We start from the raw sequence: 13,755 nt of genomic DNA, 5'->3' as shown, positions 1-13,755 counted from the left end.
CCCGCATCATCGCGCGCGGTCGGTCCCGGCGCGTCGCCTGCGGCGCCGCGCGGCCGGCGACGTGCTCAGCCCGCGGTGCACCGCCAGCAGCCGCAGGGCCACCGTGACGACGACCGCCGCCGCCAGCCCGACCCCGATCGAGTCGGCGAGGGCCTGCACCGCCACGAACGTGGCGCTGCCCGCCGCGGCCGCCAGTCCGTAGACCGGCCCGGGGCCGAAGATGTACGGCCGCCGCCCGCTCAGCAGGTCGGTCAGCACCCCGCCGGCGGTGGCGGCGATGACGCCGACGGCGGCGCTCGGCACCGCCGCGAGCCCCAGGTCGAGCGCCTTCGACGCCCCGACCACGGCGAACAGCCCCAGCGCGAACGCGTCCGCGACGTCCAGCAGGTCGTCCAGGTGCTCGGCGTACGGGTGGATGACGAGCGCGAAGACGCCGGTGCCCACGGCGACGGGCAGGTAGGAGCCCTTCGTCAGCGCGACCGGCATGACGTTGAGCAGCAGGTCGCGGACGACGCCGCCGCCCAGGCCGCCGCACACGGCCAGCCCGATCGTCCCGAGCGCGTCGAGGTCGCGGCGCACGGCCACGAGCGCCCCGAAGAGCGAGCCGACGATGACCGCCGCCAGGTCGATCCCGAGGGGCAGGCTGACGGAGACGTGGTGCGCGGCGCCCACGCTCAGAGCTCTGGCGTGCCGGCGACGGGGGTGGACGGCAGCGCGTGGGTGCGGCGCGGGATGCGGCCGGCGCGGCGGGCCAGGCGCCCGCCCTCGACGCCGGCGCGGATCGCGGCGGCCATCGCGAGCGGGTCCTCCGCCCGGCTGATCGCGGTGGCGCAGAGGACGGCGTCGCAGCCCAGCTCCATCGCGAGCGCGGCCTCGGAGGCCGTCCCGATCCCGGCGTCGAGGACGACGGGCACGCCGGCGCGCTCGACGATCAGCTCGATGTTGTGCGGGTTGCGGATGCCCAGGCCCGAGCCGATCGGGGCGCCGAGCGGCATCACCGCCGCGCAGCCCACGTCCTCCAGGCGGCGCGCCAGGATCGGGTCGTCGTTCGTGTACGGCAGGACGACGAAGCCGTCGGCCACCAGGCGCTCCGCGGCGTCGAGCAGCTCGACGGCGTCGGGCAGCAGCGTGCGGTCGTCGCCGACGACCTCGAGCTTGACCCAGTCCGTGCCGAACGCCTCGCGGGCCAGCTGCGCCGTCAGGACCGCGTCGCGGGCGGTGAAGCAGCCGGCGGTGTTCGGCAGCAGGTCGACGCCGCAGCGGCCGAGCGCGTCGACGAGCGAGCCCTCGACGTCGCTGGCGCCCGAGCCGGCGCGGCGGAGCGCGAGGGTGACGAGCTCGGTGCCCGAGATCCGCACCGCGTCCTCGAGCGTCCCCATCCGCGTGAACCCGCCCGTGCCGAGCAGCAGGCGCGAGGCGAACGTGCGGCCGGCGATCGTCAGCGGGTCGGCGGCCGGGGCCAGGCGGTCGGGCGGGGCGGTGGCGGCACCGGCGGCGTCCATGGACGGAGCGTAGCCGCCGGACGCGCCTGCGCCCGGCGCGGACGGGGCGGGCCGGGGCGGGGTGGCGCACGACGGGGCGGAGCCCACCGCCCGGCGTCGGCGTCAGCGCAGGCCCAGCCGCTCCGGCAGCGTCGCCACCGGCGGCTCCAGGTACGCCAGGCCCGCCGCCGCCGCGCCGTCGCGGTCGACGGCCTCGTCGCCCAGGTGCGCGACGGCCGACGGGGGCAGGCCGAGCGCGTCGAGCGCGGGCGCGAAGATCGCCGGGTCGGGCTTCGCCGCGCCGACCGCCCCCGACGTGACGACGGCGCGGAAGAACCCGGCCAGCCCCAGACGCTCCAGGTGCGCCGGCAGGCCGCGGTCCCAGTTGGACACGCAGACCATCGGCAGGCCGGCGTCGCGGACGGCCGTCAGCGCCGCGGGCACCCCCGGCAGGACCGTGAACTCCAGGCACGCGAGGAAGCCGTCGACGAACGCGTCGTCGACGGCGCCCGGGTCCGCGCCGGGGAGCAGCCGCAGGTCCAGCTCGCGCGCCACCAGCTCGGCGCACGCCCGCTGCAGGGCCCGCAGGGCTGCGTCGTCCCGCGCGCGCACGTGGTGCGCCTTGTAGAACGCGATCTCGTGCCGCAGCGCCGCGGCGATCGCGGCGCGTCCGCGGGGAGCGCCGCGCCGCACGAGCAGGGCCTCGAGCGCCGGCACCGGGTCCTCCAGCGTCACCAGGCAGCCCATCGCGTCGATCGTCAGTCCGCGGATCGCCGGATCGCCGCCCATCGGAGCATCATCCTGCACGACGGCGGGTCCCTCCCCGCCGCCGCGCCGTCCCGCGCGCCCGCCCGACCACGTCGCCCTCACGCCCGCCATGACCGATCCGCAGCCCATCGCCCCCTACTTCGACGCCGTCGTCGCCTACGGCCTGCGCGGCCCGTCGCGCTTCCACGTGCCCGGGCACAAGGGCGGCAGCGGCGCCGACCCGGCGCTGCGGCACGCCATCGGCGACCGCGCGCTGGCGATGGACATCCCCCAGGACATCCACGGCGTCGACACCGGCGGGTCGCCCACGCCGTACGAGCGGGCCGAGGCGCTGGCCGCCGACGCGCACGGCGCCGCCCGCACGTTCTTCCTGACGAACGGCGCCACCCAGGGCAACCACGCGCTGACGCTCGCGCTGGCCCCGCAGGGCGCCCACGTGGTCGTCCAGCGCAACTCGCACGCGTCGATCGTCGACGGGCTCGTGCTGTCGGGCGGCACGCCGTCGTTCGTGGCCCCGGAGTACGACGACGAGCTCGGGATGGCGCTCGGCGTGTCGCCGGAGGCGCTGCGGACCGCGCTCGAACAGGACCCCACCGCCCGCGCGGCGTTCGTCGTCTCCCCCACGTACTACGGCATCGCCGCCGACGTCCAGGCCCTCGCCGACGTCGCCCACGAGCACGGCGTCGCGCTCGTCGTCGACCAGTCGTGGGGGCCGCACTTCGGCTTCCACCCCGGCGTGCCCGAGAGCGCGCTGCGCCTGGGCGCCGACGCGGTGCTCACCAGCACGCACAAGATCGCGGGATCGCTCACCCAGTCCGCGATGCTGCACGTCGCCGACAGCGGCCTGGTGCCGATCGACGACGTCGCCCGCACGCTGCGGCTGCTGCGCTCGACGTCGCCGTCGTCGCTGCTCATGGGGTCGCTCGACGCCGCGCGCCGGCAGATCGCGGTGCACGGCGAGGCGCTGCTGCACGAGACGATCGCGGCCGTCGCCACGCTCCACGCGAAGATCCGCCGGACGGACGGGCTCGACGTCCTGGACGACGGGCTGCGCGGCCGGCCCGGCGTCGGCGGCTGGGACCCGCTGCGCGTCGTCGTCGACGTCCGCGGGCTGGGGCGCACGGGCTACGAGGTCGCCGACGCGCTGCGCACCCGCTACGACGGCAACGTCGAGCTCGCGACCCACGCGGTCGTCGTGCTGCTCGTCGGCCTGGCCGAGGACCCGATCGCGCTGCAGCGCGTCGGCGGCGACCTGGACGAGATCGCGCTGCGCCTGCGCCGGCCGCATCCCGGGTCGCTCGTCCGCGCGCCCCGCGCCCCCGACGTCACGCCGGTGCTGCCGCCGCGCGAGGCGTTCCTGGGCCGCGGCGAGGACGTCGACCCCGACGTCGCGGCCGCCGAGGGCCGCGTCTGCGCCGAGTCGATCGCGGGCTACCCGCCCGGCATCCCGGCGATCCTGCCCGGCGAGCGGGTGTCGCCCGAGATCGTCGCGTACCTGCGCGAGCTCGTGGCCGCGGGGGCGCGGCTGCACGGCGCGGCGGACCCGACGCTCGGGACGATCCGGGTGCTGCCGGCCGGCGCCGGCGGCTAGCGGCGACCGGCGGAGGGCGCCGCCGTCGCCCTCCGCGCCGCCCCGGCCGGCGAGCGCCGTCGCGCCACGGGCTAGGGTGGCCCGTATGAGCGACGACCTCCCCGTGCTCGGCCACCGCCTGCGCGACATGGACGACCGGGTGCTGCGGCACCCGGCCGATCGCGCCGCCAGCGCGGCGCTGCGGTCGGTGCCGGGCCTGATGGCCGTGGCGCGCAAGCTCATCGAGCTGGGCTACGAGCGGGCGCTGCGGCAGAACCTGCTCGCGTCGTCGGTGCGGCTGTCCGCGCAGCAGCTGCCGGACGTCTTCGACCTGCACCGCTCCGCGTACACGATCCTCGAGATCCCGCGCACGCCCGAGCTGTACGTCGCCGAGCACCCGGTCGGCAACGCCCTGACGATCGGCTCGCAGGACCCGCTCGTCCTCGTCCACTCGCGGCTGCTGGACCAGCTCGACGCGGACCAGCTGCGGGTCGTCTTCGCCCACGAGGCCGGGCACGTGCTGGCCGACCACGTCCTCTACGGCACGGTCCTCGAGATCCTGATGGAGATGGGCGGCGGCGCGCTCAGCCGGACGCTGCCCACGGCCCTGCCCCTGATGGCCGTCCGCAACGCGCTGCTCGAGTGGAAGCGCGCGGCCGAGCTGACGTGCGACCGCATCGCCGCGCTCGTCGTCCGCGACCCGATCCTCGTCTGCCGCACGCTGATGTCGGTCACGGCGGGCACGGCCGGGCGCAAGCTCGACCTGGGCGCGTTCCTGGCCCAGGCGGACGACTACGGCCAGCAGTCGCGTGGGCTGACCGGCCGCTGGCGCCGCCTGACGCTCGAGCTGAACGCGACGCACCCGCTGTCGGTGCACCGCGCGCACGAGCTGATGGCGTGGGTGCGCTCGGGCGACTACGAGCGGATCCGCGACGGCGACTACCCGCGCCGCAGCGAGGCGGAGGACCCGGACGTGAAGGCCGAGGCGAAGGCCGCCGCGGACTACTACCGCGAGCGCTTCGAGGGCGCGGTGCGGGACGTCGCCGGCCAGGCCGAGAGCGCGACGAAGAACGTCGCCGACTGGCTGCAGAAGACGCTCGGCGGCGACGGCCCGCGCTAGCCGCCCTGCATGGCGGTGAGCACCTCGACGTGCTCGCCGCCCGCCAGCGCCCGTCCGGCCCACGTGCCGCGCGGCACCACCTCGCCGCCGATCGCGACCGCCACCCCGCGGCCGTCCGCGGGCAGGCCCAGGAGCGCGACGAGCTCCGCGACGGTGCGCCCCGCGACCTCGCGCGGGGCGCCGTTGACGACGACGGCTTCAGCGGGCACGGGCGGACTCCCGGGGACGGAGGGCGGGGCGGCGGGGATCGACGAGGGCGCGCAGGGCGGCGGTGTCGGGTGCGGGCGGGTCCGTCGGCGCGGCGGCCGGCGGGGCCCCGGCGGGGGCGTCGGCGGACGCGGGGAGGGGCGGCGGGACGAGCGCGTCGGCCAGCAGGACGCCGGTGAGCGACGCGAAGAGCACCCCGTTGCGGTGGTGGCCGGTCGCCCACCACAGGCGGTCGACCCCGGCGGCCGGGCCGATCGCGGGCAGGCCGTCCGGCGTGGTCGGGCGCAGGCCGGCGATCGTCTCGTGCAGCTGAAGGTCGAGCAGCCCGGGCACGAGCTCGGCGCCGTCGCGCAGCAGGTCGTGGACGCCCCAGGCGGTGACCGTGCGGTCGTGGCCGCGCTCCTCGGTCGTCGCGCCCAGGACGTAGCGCCCGTCGTCCCGCGGCACGAGGTAGCGCCCCGTCTCGCTCCCCGCCCCGCCGAAGCGCAGGACGCGCTCGACCAGGCCGGGACCGGCGGGGTCGCGCAGCAGCAGGAGCTGCCCCTTCACGGGGCGGACGGGGACGCGCGCCGCGTCCGGCACGCCGGGCAGCGTGCCGCTCCACGCGCCGGCGGCGAGGACGACGTGCCCGGCCCGCAGCTCGGTCCCGTCGGCGAGCGCGACGCCCTCCGTCGCGCCGTCCCGGACGAGCAGCCGCGCGACCGCCGTCCCGGTGCGCAGCTCGCCGCCGGCCGCGCGCACCGCGTCGGCGAGCGCGGCCACCACGGCCCGCGGGTCGGCCGCCTGCTCGCCCGGGACCGCGACCGCCCCGCGCAGCGTCGGCGCCAGCGCGGGCTCCAGGCGGCGGGCGGCGGAGGGCAGCAGCCGCTCGACGTCCAGCCCGAAGCGCGCGCAGACGTCGGCGAAGCGCCCGATCAGCTCCGCTTCGTCGCGGTCGCGGGCGACCACGAGCGCCCCGTGCCCCCGCAGCGTCACCGGCGCCCCGGCGGCGGCGCCGAGCGCCGCGGCGTACGCCGGCCAGCGCGCGAGGGCGGCCAGGCCGAGCGCCAGGTGGTCCGGGTCGTCGGGCTCGGCCTCGGTGACGGGGGCGAGCATCCCGGCGGCCACGTGGCTGGCCCCGCGGCCCGGGGCGTCCCGGTCGACGACGGTCACCCGGGCGCCGCGGCGCAGCAGCTCGAGCGCGACGGGCAGGCCCGCCAGGCCGGCGCCGACCACGAGCACGTCGGGGGTGGGCGGGACGGTGGGGCGGACGGTCATCGGCGGCTCGCTCGTCTGCACGACCAGACGGCTCGGGCGGTCGGGGAGGCGCTCCCCCTCTCAGCCCCCTTCCGGGGCTCCCGCGGTGGTCTCGTGCGGCGGATCGTAGCTCGCCGTCGCCGCGTCCCGGGGCCGGCGCGCTCCGGCCGGGCGGGGTGGACGGCGTCCTCGCGCGGGACCGGCATGCGGGGGGCGAACCCCTGCCAGACTGGGGCGCCATGACCCCCGAGGAGCGCCGCGCGCGGTTCGCCGCCGTCCACCTGTACCTGGTCGCGCCGCTCGCCCCGAACGGGCGCACGCTCCTCGACGTCGCCACGCACGCGATCGCCGGCGGCGTCGACGCGCTGCAGGTCCGCGACAAGACGGCGACGGACGACGAGCTCGTCGCCGCGCTGCGGATCCTCCGCCCGCTCTGCGACCTGACGGGGACGCTGCTCATCCTCAACGACCGGCCGGACCTGGCGGTCGCCGGCGGCGCCGACGGCGTGCACGTGGGCCAGGACGACCTGCCCGTCGCGCAGGCGCGGCAGATCGTCGGCGAGGACCGGCTGATCGGCCTCTCCACGCACACCGACAAGCAGATCGACGCCGCCACCGTCGGCGACCCGATCCACCACCCCGACCACATCGGCGTCGGCCCGATCCACGCCACGCCGACGAAGGCCGAGGCCGCACCGATCGGCACCGACCTGATCGGCCACGCGCTGCGCGGCCCGCTGCCGTTCGTCGCGATCGGCGGCATCGACGCGACGACGATCGGCCCCGTCCTCGACGCCGGCGCGCCGCGCGTGGCCGTCGTGCGGGCGATCGCCGACGCCGACGACCCGCGCGCCGCCGCGCACCTGCTGCGCGGCGCGGTCGACGCGCGGCGCCGGTAGCGGCGGGCGCCGGTCGGGCGGCCCGGGCGTCGGCCGGGTGGCCGGGCGTCGGCCGGGTGGCCCGGGCGGGGTCGGGAGGCCCGGGCGGGCTGGGCCGGGCGGGCGGGGAGGCTCGGCGGGCGGGCGGGGCCGGGCGGGCGGGGAGGCTCGGCGGGCGGGCGGGGCCGGGCGGGCCGCGCCCCCGAACCGGTGACGTGTCCGGGCACGACGTCGAGCCCCGAGCGCCGACGAGGCGGCGCTGACCGCGGCGTACGCCGGCACGCCGCCGTGCGCGGGCCGCGCACGCGGGCGCGCGGCGCGGCATGATGGAGGGGATGGCCGAGGGCAAGCGCAAGCGCAAGCGGGGCACCCGCCCGGCCGGGACCGCCGGCCCGGGCGCCGCGACGGCGACGGTGGCCGCCGAGCCGCCCGCGCCGCCCGCCGCCGACGAGGCCGGCGGCGGCCGCGGCGCGATGACGCGCGGCTACGCGAAGGCCGAGCAGAAGAACGTCGCCGCCCGCGAGGCGCTCGAGCCGCTGCACGGGGACGAGCGCCCCGGCGTCGTGGTCGCCGCCGTCGTCTGGCTCGCGCTGATCGCGGCCGGGATGGTCTACACGGCGATCACGGCCGAAGGCGACAACGCCGGCAGCACCCGCCTGGGCAACGTCGCGATGATCGTCCTGATCGTCGTCGCGGCCGTCGGCACGTGGCGCCTGAAGTACTGGGCGATCCTCGGCACCCAGACGATCCTGGCGCTCTCGATCGTCATCGGCTTCGTGGCCCTCGTCACGCTGACGAAGGCGTGGCTCGTCCCGCTCGCGGTGGCCCAGCCGCTGATCAGCGCGGTGCTGTTCTTCCGCATGGTCAAGGTCATGGCGCGGGTGCAGAAGGCCGAGCTGATCCGGCGCGGCGAGGTGCCCGCGGACCGCCCGTCCGCCTGACCCCGCGGGGGCGCCGGAAGGCCGCAGGCCTTTCAGTAGGGTCAAAAGGCGACTTCGATTCGACGCAGGAAGTGACCCTCATGGCGCAGTACGACACCATCGTCATCGGCTCCGGTCCCGGCGGCTACGTCGCCGCGATCCGCGCGGCGCAGCTCGGGCTGAAGACGCTCGTCGTCGAGAAGGCCGTCGTCGGTGGGCGCTGCCCGACCGTCGCGTGCATCCCGGCGAAGGTGGTGCTGCGCTCGGCCGACATCCTCACCGAGGCCCGCGACGCCGGCGACTTCGGCCTGAACATCCCGCAGATCGACGTCGACTTCGGCGCCATCTCGGAGCGCCGCAAGAAGGTCATCGGCCAGCTGACCGGCGGCGTCGCGCAGCTGCTGAAGAAGAACGGCATCGAGTACCTCGAGGGCGAGGCCTCGCTGGACGCGGACGGCGGCGTCGTCGTGAACGGCGAGACCCACAGCGCCGCGAAGGGCGTCATCCTCGCCACCGGCTCCGTCCGCCGCGCGATCCCCGGCGTCGAGTACGGCGGCCGCGTCATCGGCACCGAGGAGGCCTGGGCGTTCGAGCAGCTCCCGGGCTCCGTCGCCGTCATCGGCGCCGGCGCGTCGGGCACCGAGATCGCCTCGGCCTACGCCCGCCTCGGCTCGCAGGTCCAGCTCTTCGAGTTCCTCGACCGCGTCCTGCCGTCCGAGGACGTCGACATCTCCCGCGTCGCGAACCGCGAGTTCAAGAAGCAGGGCATCGACGTGCACGTCGGCACGAAGGTCGCCGACGTCCAGAGCAGCGACACGGGCGTCACGTTCACCTTCCAGAAGGGCGACGGCGAGAAGCAGCAGGGCCAGGCCGACTACCTCGTGATCGCGACCGGCCGCGGGCCGGACGTCGCGGCGCTCGGCCTGGACGCCGCCGGCGTCGAGCTCGACGACCGTGGCCTGATCAAGGTCGACGGCCGCCTGCGCACCTCGAAGAAGGGCGTCTGGGCCATCGGCGACCTCGTCCCCGGTCCCGCGCTGGCGCACAAGGCGTCCGACGAGGGCGTCATCGCCGCCGAGGACATCGCCGGCCAGGAGACGCACCCGATCTCGTACGTCGACGTCCCCCGCGCGACGTTCTGCAAGCCCAACGTCGCGTCCTTCGGCCTGACCGAGGCGCAGGCGAAGGAGCAGGGCTACGACGTCGTCGTCGGCAAGGTCCCCTACGGCGCGGTCGGCGGCGGCACCGTCTACGGCGAGGCCGGCACGATCAAGATCGTCGGCGACAAGAAGTACGGCGAGATCCTCGGCGGCCACATCGTCGGCGCGAAGGCGACCGAGATGATCCAGGAGCTCGTCAACGCCAAGGCGCTCGAGGGCGGCTACCCCGAGGTGGCCCGCTCCGTCCACGGCCACCCCACGATCTCCGAGGCCGTCATGGAGGCCGCGCGCGCGGCCGACGGCTGGCTCATCCACGGCTGAGCCCGCCCCCGGCCTTCGGCCGGGCCTGGAGGACCGCGAACGGCCGCCCGTAGGGCGGCCGTCGTCGTTCCGGGGGGTGGCGTGCCGGGGGCGGGGCGCGCGGGGCGGGACGGCCCCGTCGGGCGGGCGGGGCGCGCCAGGCGGGACGGCCCCGTCGGGCGGGCGGGGCGCGCCAGGCGGGACGGCCCCGTCGGGCAGGCGGGGCGCGCCAGGCGGGACGGCCCCGTCGGGCAGGCGGGGCGCGCCAGGCGGGACGGCCCCGTCGCGCGGACGGGGCGTGCCAGACAGACGGGCCGCACCAGACGGACGGGCCGCACCAGACGGACGGGCCGCGCCAGACATGCGGGGGCTGCCTGCGGGGTCGATCCGCGTCGCCACCCGTCAGGTGGGGCCGATCGGCGTCGAGTACCGACGCGGATCGACCCCACCCCGCCTCGGCCGACGCGGATCGCCCCCGCACGGCCGCCGCACCCGCTCGAACGGCCCGGCGCCTCCTTCGAACGCCCCCACGTCCGAGGTCGAAGCCGTGGCCCCGCGCCGGCCGACGCCGATCGACCCCTCTGGGCCGCCTCGACCGCTCGACCGGCCCGGCGCCTCCTCCGACCGCCCCACGTCCGAAGTCGAACCCTGAGCCCCACGCCGACCGACGCCGACCGCCCCCGCACGGCCGCCGCACCCGCTCGACCGGCCCGGTGCCTCCTCCGACCGCCCTCACGTCCGAGGTCGAACCCCTGAGCCGCGCCCCGGCCGACGCCGATCGACCCCTCGGGGCCGCCCCGACCGGCCCGGTTCCCCGCGTCGGGTCCTCAGGACGCCCCGGGTCGGACCGCCGCGGGCTCGCACCGCGCGACGACGCGGACGGTCCGGCCCCGCGGAACCGCCCTCCCCCTCAGACGCCGTCGCGGTGGACGATCTCGCCGCCCGTGACGGTCAGGCGCGTCGGGACGCCGAGCAGCGCGTCGGGGTCGGCGTCGACCGGGTCCTCGGCCAGGACGGTCAGGTCGGCCAGGTAGCCCTCAGCGACCCGCCCGCGCTCGTGGCCCTCGCCGACGGCCTGCGCGGCCCACGTCGTGTAGCCCTGCAGCGCCTCCTCGGCGGTCAGGCGCTGGTCGGGCTCGAAGACCGGCGCGTCGGGCTCGCCCGGCGTGCGGCGCAGGCGCGCCCAGGCCATGCCGATGCGCGGGTCCTCCTGCGCGACGGGCCAGTCCGAGCCCAGGGTCACCTGCGCGCCGGCGTTCAGGATGTCGCGCACGCGGAAGGCCAGGGCGGTGCGCTCGGGGCCCAGGCGCGCGGCCCAGGAGTCGCTGCCGTCGCCCGCGCGCCACTGCATGTGCAGCGGCTGCATCGACGCGGTGACGCCCTCGGACGCCAGGCGGCGCAGGTCCTCGTCCTTCAGCGTCTCCAGGTGCTCGATGCGGTGCTGCGCGCCGTTGGCGGGGCGGGCGTCGGCGTCGCGGTACGCGTCGAGGGCGGCGCGGACGGCGCGGTCGCCGCACGCGTGCGTGACGCACTGGAAGCCGGCGCGGGCGAACCTCGCGACCACCTCGGCGTAGCGCGCGGGATCGGGCCAGTACGGGTCGGTGCCCTCGCCCTGGGTGTCGGGCTCGTACAGCCAGCCCGTGCCGGTGTCGATGACGCCGTCGACGAAGAGCTTCGCGATGCCGCCGCGCCAGCGGTCGCCGCGCTCGCGCAGCAGGGGGATGTGCGCCTCGATCTGCTCGTCGGTCACGTCCGGGGTCTGCCAGAGCGGGACCTCGATGCGGATCGGCAGGTCGCCGCGCGCCTCGAGCTCGCGCAGCAGGGCGAAGTCCTCGGGGTTGCCGTCCATCGCGTGCACGCCGGTCAGGCCCAGGCTCGCGAGACGGCGGAGCGTCGCGGCGACGGCGTCGCGGTGCTCGTCGGCGGTGCGCGCCGGGGCGGCGGCCAGGACGTGCCGGTAGGCGCTCAGCTCGAGCAGCTCGCCCGTCGGGACGCCCTGCTCGTCGACGACGACCTCGGACGCGTCGTCGAACTCCACCGGCCCGGTCACTCCGGCGGCCCGGAACGCCTCGGGGCTCGCCAGGCCGGTGTGCAGGTCGTAGAAGAGGATGAGCGCCGGGACGCCCTCGAGCACCTCGCCCAGCCGCGACGAGGTGATCGGGCCGCCGGCGAACGCCGCGTAGTCCAGGCCCCACCCGCGCAGCCACGCGCCGGCGGGGACCTTCGCCCGCTCCTCCTTCAGCGCCGCGGCGACGGCGTCCAGGTTCTTCAGCCCGCGCAGGTCGCAGCCGACGGCCAGGTCGCTGCCCCAGACGGGGTGCAGGTGGCTGTCGACCAGGCCCGGCACGACCGCCGCGCCGCCCAGGTCGATCGTCTCCGCGCCGGACGGCGCCTGCGCGCGCACCGCGGCGTCGTCGCCGACGGCCACGATGCGGCCGTCGCGGACGGCGACGGCCGTGGCGCTGGGGCGGGACGGGTCGAGGGTGCGGACGCGCCCGCCGACGAGCAGCAGGTCGCGAGAGGTCGAGGAGGCCATGCCGCGACGCTACCCGAAATCCCGGCCGTTCACCAAAACGTTTTGGAGCGCCGACCGATCGCCGCGCCACGCCGTGCCCGGCCGTCGCGGGGTGCCGCGACGGAGCGCCGCGGGGGCGGCGTGCCGGCCCCGATCCGTCCGACAGCACGGCGGTGTACGCCGGTCGGGCGATACGGTCCCGGCGTGCCCCCGTCCCCGTCCCACGCCCGCGTCACCATCCGCGACGTGGCGGCGGCCGCGGGGGTCTCGACGACGACGGTCTCGCACGCGCTGAACGGCAAGGGCAGCGTCGACCCCGCCACCCGCGAGCGCGTGATCGCCACCGCCGCCGAGCTGGGCTACCGGGCCAGCCGCGCCGCCCGCGCGCTGCGCGCCGGCCGCACCGGCACCGTGGCGCTCCTGCTGCCCGAGATCCAGCCCGACGACGGGGAGCGCCCCGCCCTCGCGCTCGACTACTACATGCGGATCACCGCGTCCGCCGCCCGCGTCGCGGCCGCCCGGCGGCACCCGCTGCTGCTGGCCCCCACGCCGCGCACGCCCGCGGACGTCGTCGACCTGGGCGTCGACGGCGCGATCGTCGTCGACCCGGAGACGCACGACCCCAGGCTGGCGCTGTTCGCGGACGCCGGCCTGCCCGTGGCCACGATCGAGCGCGACCTGGGCCGGCCCGAGCACCGCGCGTACGTGCACAGCGGCAACGCGGACGCCGCGCGCGGCCTGCTCGACCACCTGCGCGCGGCGGGCGCGGAGCGGATCGCGATGCTCGGCACCGAGGCGGGCTGGGCGTGGGTGCGCGAGTCCGAGGACGCCTACCGGGCGTGGTGCGCCGAGCACGACGCGACGCCGCGGATCGCCCGCACCGCCCTGGACGCCCTGGAGGGCAGCGCGCACGACCGCGCCCGTGAGCTGCTGGTGTCGGACGACCCGCCCGACGCGATCTTCGCCCTCGCCGACGGCGGCGCCGGCGGCGTCATGCGCGCCGCACGCGAGCTGGGCGTGAAGGTCCCCGCCGACCTGCTCGTCGCCAGCGGCATCGACAGCGCCGGCCTGCGCGCCGGCCCGACGCCGATCACGTCGATCGACCTGCGCCCCGACCGCCAGGGGGCGGCGGCGGCCGAGCTGCTCTTCGCGCGCCTGGACGACGCGGCCGACCCCGAGCCCGTCGTCGTCCCCGCCACGCTCCGCGTGCGCGCGAGCACCACGCCGCCCGCGGGGGCGTAGGCGGCGGGCGGCCGGCGCCCGACGCCGGACGCGGGCCTCCGCCTACTCCCCGTCGGCGTCCAGGTCCAGGCCCAGGTCGAGCTGCTCCTCGTGCTCGTCCGGGTCGGGCTGACGCCGCCGGCGCGCGGCCTTCTTCCAGTGGCGGACGAGCTCGCGCGACGTGGCGGCCCGCCACGAGATGCCGCGGCACACCGGCTCCACCCGCACGTCGCCGCCGGGATCGACGGCGATGACGAGCGCGATGAACCGGCGGCCCTTCTTGTCGACCTCGACGAGGTCCCCCGGCTCGATGGGCGCGCGACGCACGGGGTCGAGGCTAGTCCATCGCGCCGGACGGGCCGCGGGGACGCCGCGGCCC

13 protein-coding genes are annotated in these 13,755 nt (G+C 77.6%); 6 read left to right on the top strand and 7 right to left on the bottom strand.

The features are described 5' to 3' along the window. Window positions 1–6 precede the first annotated feature (6 nt). The 3 genes from J3P29_RS17585 to J3P29_RS17575 all read right to left on the bottom strand — a co-directional run bounded on the left by J3P29_RS17585 (window position 7) and on the right by J3P29_RS17575 (window position 2,270). Window positions 7–672, bottom strand: a complete 666-nt coding sequence (locus J3P29_RS17585) for a TRIC cation channel family protein (protein WP_210495536.1) — start codon at window positions 670–672, stop codon at window positions 7–9. 2 nt (window positions 673–674) lie between these two features. Next, the gene (locus J3P29_RS17580; RefSeq protein WP_210495535.1) at window positions 675–1,502 is read right to left on the bottom strand and encodes a thiazole synthase; all 828 of its coding nucleotides are present in this window, start codon (window positions 1,500–1,502) and stop codon (window positions 675–677) included. Window positions 1,503–1,604: 102 nt separating this feature from the next. Beyond that, window positions 1,605–2,270: an HAD-IA family hydrolase gene (locus J3P29_RS17575; protein ID WP_210495533.1), complete on the bottom strand. Its 666-nt coding sequence runs from the start codon at window positions 2,268–2,270 to the stop codon at window positions 1,605–1,607. A gap of 88 nt (window positions 2,271–2,358) precedes the next feature. Between J3P29_RS17575 and J3P29_RS17570 the strand changes: the two genes are divergently transcribed. Together J3P29_RS17570 and J3P29_RS17565 are read left to right on the top strand one after the other, a co-directional pair. Further along, window positions 2,359–3,840 carry an aminotransferase class I/II-fold pyridoxal phosphate-dependent enzyme gene (locus J3P29_RS17570; protein WP_210495532.1) on the top strand — a complete coding sequence of 494 codons (1,482 nt, stop codon included), beginning with the start codon at window positions 2,359–2,361 and terminating at the stop codon, window positions 3,838–3,840. A gap of 85 nt (window positions 3,841–3,925) precedes the next feature. Then, a complete protein-coding gene (locus J3P29_RS17565) occupies window positions 3,926–4,939 on the top strand; it encodes a M48 family metallopeptidase (RefSeq protein WP_210495530.1) in 1,014 nt (337 codons plus the stop codon). Here J3P29_RS17565 and thiS read toward each other — a convergent pair. Beyond that, window positions 4,936–5,148 carry a sulfur carrier protein ThiS gene (gene thiS, locus J3P29_RS20155; RefSeq protein WP_210495529.1) on the bottom strand — a complete coding sequence of 71 codons (213 nt, stop codon included), beginning with the start codon at window positions 5,146–5,148 and terminating at the stop codon, window positions 4,936–4,938. The two genes, J3P29_RS17565 and thiS, sit on opposite strands and share 4 nt — an antisense overlap. Continuing rightward, window positions 5,138–6,403, bottom strand: a complete 1,266-nt coding sequence (gene thiO / locus J3P29_RS17555) for a glycine oxidase ThiO (RefSeq protein ID WP_210495527.1) — start codon at window positions 6,401–6,403, stop codon at window positions 5,138–5,140. The genes thiS and thiO overlap by 11 nt, the downstream gene beginning before the upstream one ends. Window positions 6,404–6,621: 218 nt before the next feature. On the opposite strand from thiO, the gene thiE reads away from it, so the two are divergent. The 3 genes from thiE (at window position 6,622) to lpdA (ending at window position 9,661) form a co-directional block, all read left to right on the top strand. Further along, entirely contained in the window at window positions 6,622–7,281 is a 660-nt protein-coding gene (gene thiE / locus J3P29_RS17550) for a thiamine phosphate synthase (RefSeq protein WP_210495526.1), read from the top strand. Window positions 7,282–7,595: 314 nt separating this feature from the next. Further along, window positions 7,596–8,201, top strand: a complete 606-nt coding sequence (locus tag J3P29_RS17545) for a hypothetical protein (RefSeq protein ID WP_210495525.1) — start codon at window positions 7,596–7,598, stop codon at window positions 8,199–8,201. A gap of 80 nt (window positions 8,202–8,281) precedes the next feature. Then, on the top strand, window positions 8,282–9,661 hold the full coding sequence (lpdA, locus tag J3P29_RS17540; protein ID WP_210495524.1) for a dihydrolipoyl dehydrogenase: 1,380 nt from the start codon (window positions 8,282–8,284) through the stop codon (window positions 9,659–9,661). Window positions 9,662–10,550: 889 nt separating this feature from the next. Here lpdA and J3P29_RS17535 read toward each other — a convergent pair. After that, complete coding sequence (locus J3P29_RS17535; protein WP_210495522.1) at window positions 10,551–12,176, bottom strand: amidohydrolase; 1,626 nt, start codon at window positions 12,174–12,176, stop codon at window positions 10,551–10,553. A gap of 183 nt (window positions 12,177–12,359) precedes the next feature. On the opposite strand from J3P29_RS17535, the gene J3P29_RS17530 reads away from it, so the two are divergent. Beyond that, window positions 12,360–13,397, top strand: coding sequence for a LacI family DNA-binding transcriptional regulator (locus tag J3P29_RS17530; RefSeq protein WP_210495521.1), 1,038 nt, complete (start codon window positions 12,360–12,362; stop codon window positions 13,395–13,397). Window positions 13,398–13,439: 42 nt separating this feature from the next. Here J3P29_RS17530 and J3P29_RS17525 read toward each other — a convergent pair whose 3' ends face one another. Next, entirely contained in the window at window positions 13,440–13,703 is a 264-nt protein-coding gene (locus J3P29_RS17525; protein ID WP_210495520.1) for a hypothetical protein, read from the bottom strand. Between the last annotated feature and the right edge of the window lie 52 nt (window positions 13,704–13,755).

It is taken from the genome of Patulibacter sp. SYSU D01012 (assembly GCF_017916475.1).
GTDB lineage: Bacteria > Actinomycetota > Thermoleophilia > Solirubrobacterales > Solirubrobacteraceae > Patulibacter.
The sequence above is the reverse complement of the archived record's forward strand: the minus strand, read 5'-3'. Positions and strand labels throughout refer to the sequence as shown.

What these genes read in the sequence shown, in the direction of transcription:
- J3P29_RS17535 (WP_210495522.1), bottom strand. Translation starts at nt 12,176, where the DNA reads ATGGCCTCCTCGACCTCTCGCGACCTGCTGCTCGTCGGCGGGCGCGTC.
- lpdA (WP_210495524.1), top strand. Translation starts at nt 8,282, where the DNA reads ATGGCGCAGTACGACACCATCGTCATCGGCTCCGGTCCCGGCGGCTAC.
- thiO (WP_210495527.1), bottom strand. Translation starts at nt 6,403, where the DNA reads ATGACCGTCCGCCCCACCGTCCCGCCCACCCCCGACGTGCTCGTGGTC.
- J3P29_RS17570 (WP_210495532.1), top strand. Translation starts at nt 2,359, where the DNA reads ATGACCGATCCGCAGCCCATCGCCCCCTACTTCGACGCCGTCGTCGCC.
- J3P29_RS17545 (WP_210495525.1), top strand. Translation starts at nt 7,596, where the DNA reads ATGGCCGAGGGCAAGCGCAAGCGCAAGCGGGGCACCCGCCCGGCCGGG.
- J3P29_RS17580 (WP_210495535.1), bottom strand. Translation starts at nt 1,502, where the DNA reads ATGGACGCCGCCGGTGCCGCCACCGCCCCGCCCGACCGCCTGGCCCCG.
- J3P29_RS17565 (WP_210495530.1), top strand. Translation starts at nt 3,926, where the DNA reads ATGAGCGACGACCTCCCCGTGCTCGGCCACCGCCTGCGCGACATGGAC.
- thiE (WP_210495526.1), top strand. Translation starts at nt 6,622, where the DNA reads ATGACCCCCGAGGAGCGCCGCGCGCGGTTCGCCGCCGTCCACCTGTAC.
- J3P29_RS17575 (WP_210495533.1), bottom strand. Translation starts at nt 2,270, where the DNA reads ATGGGCGGCGATCCGGCGATCCGCGGACTGACGATCGACGCGATGGGC.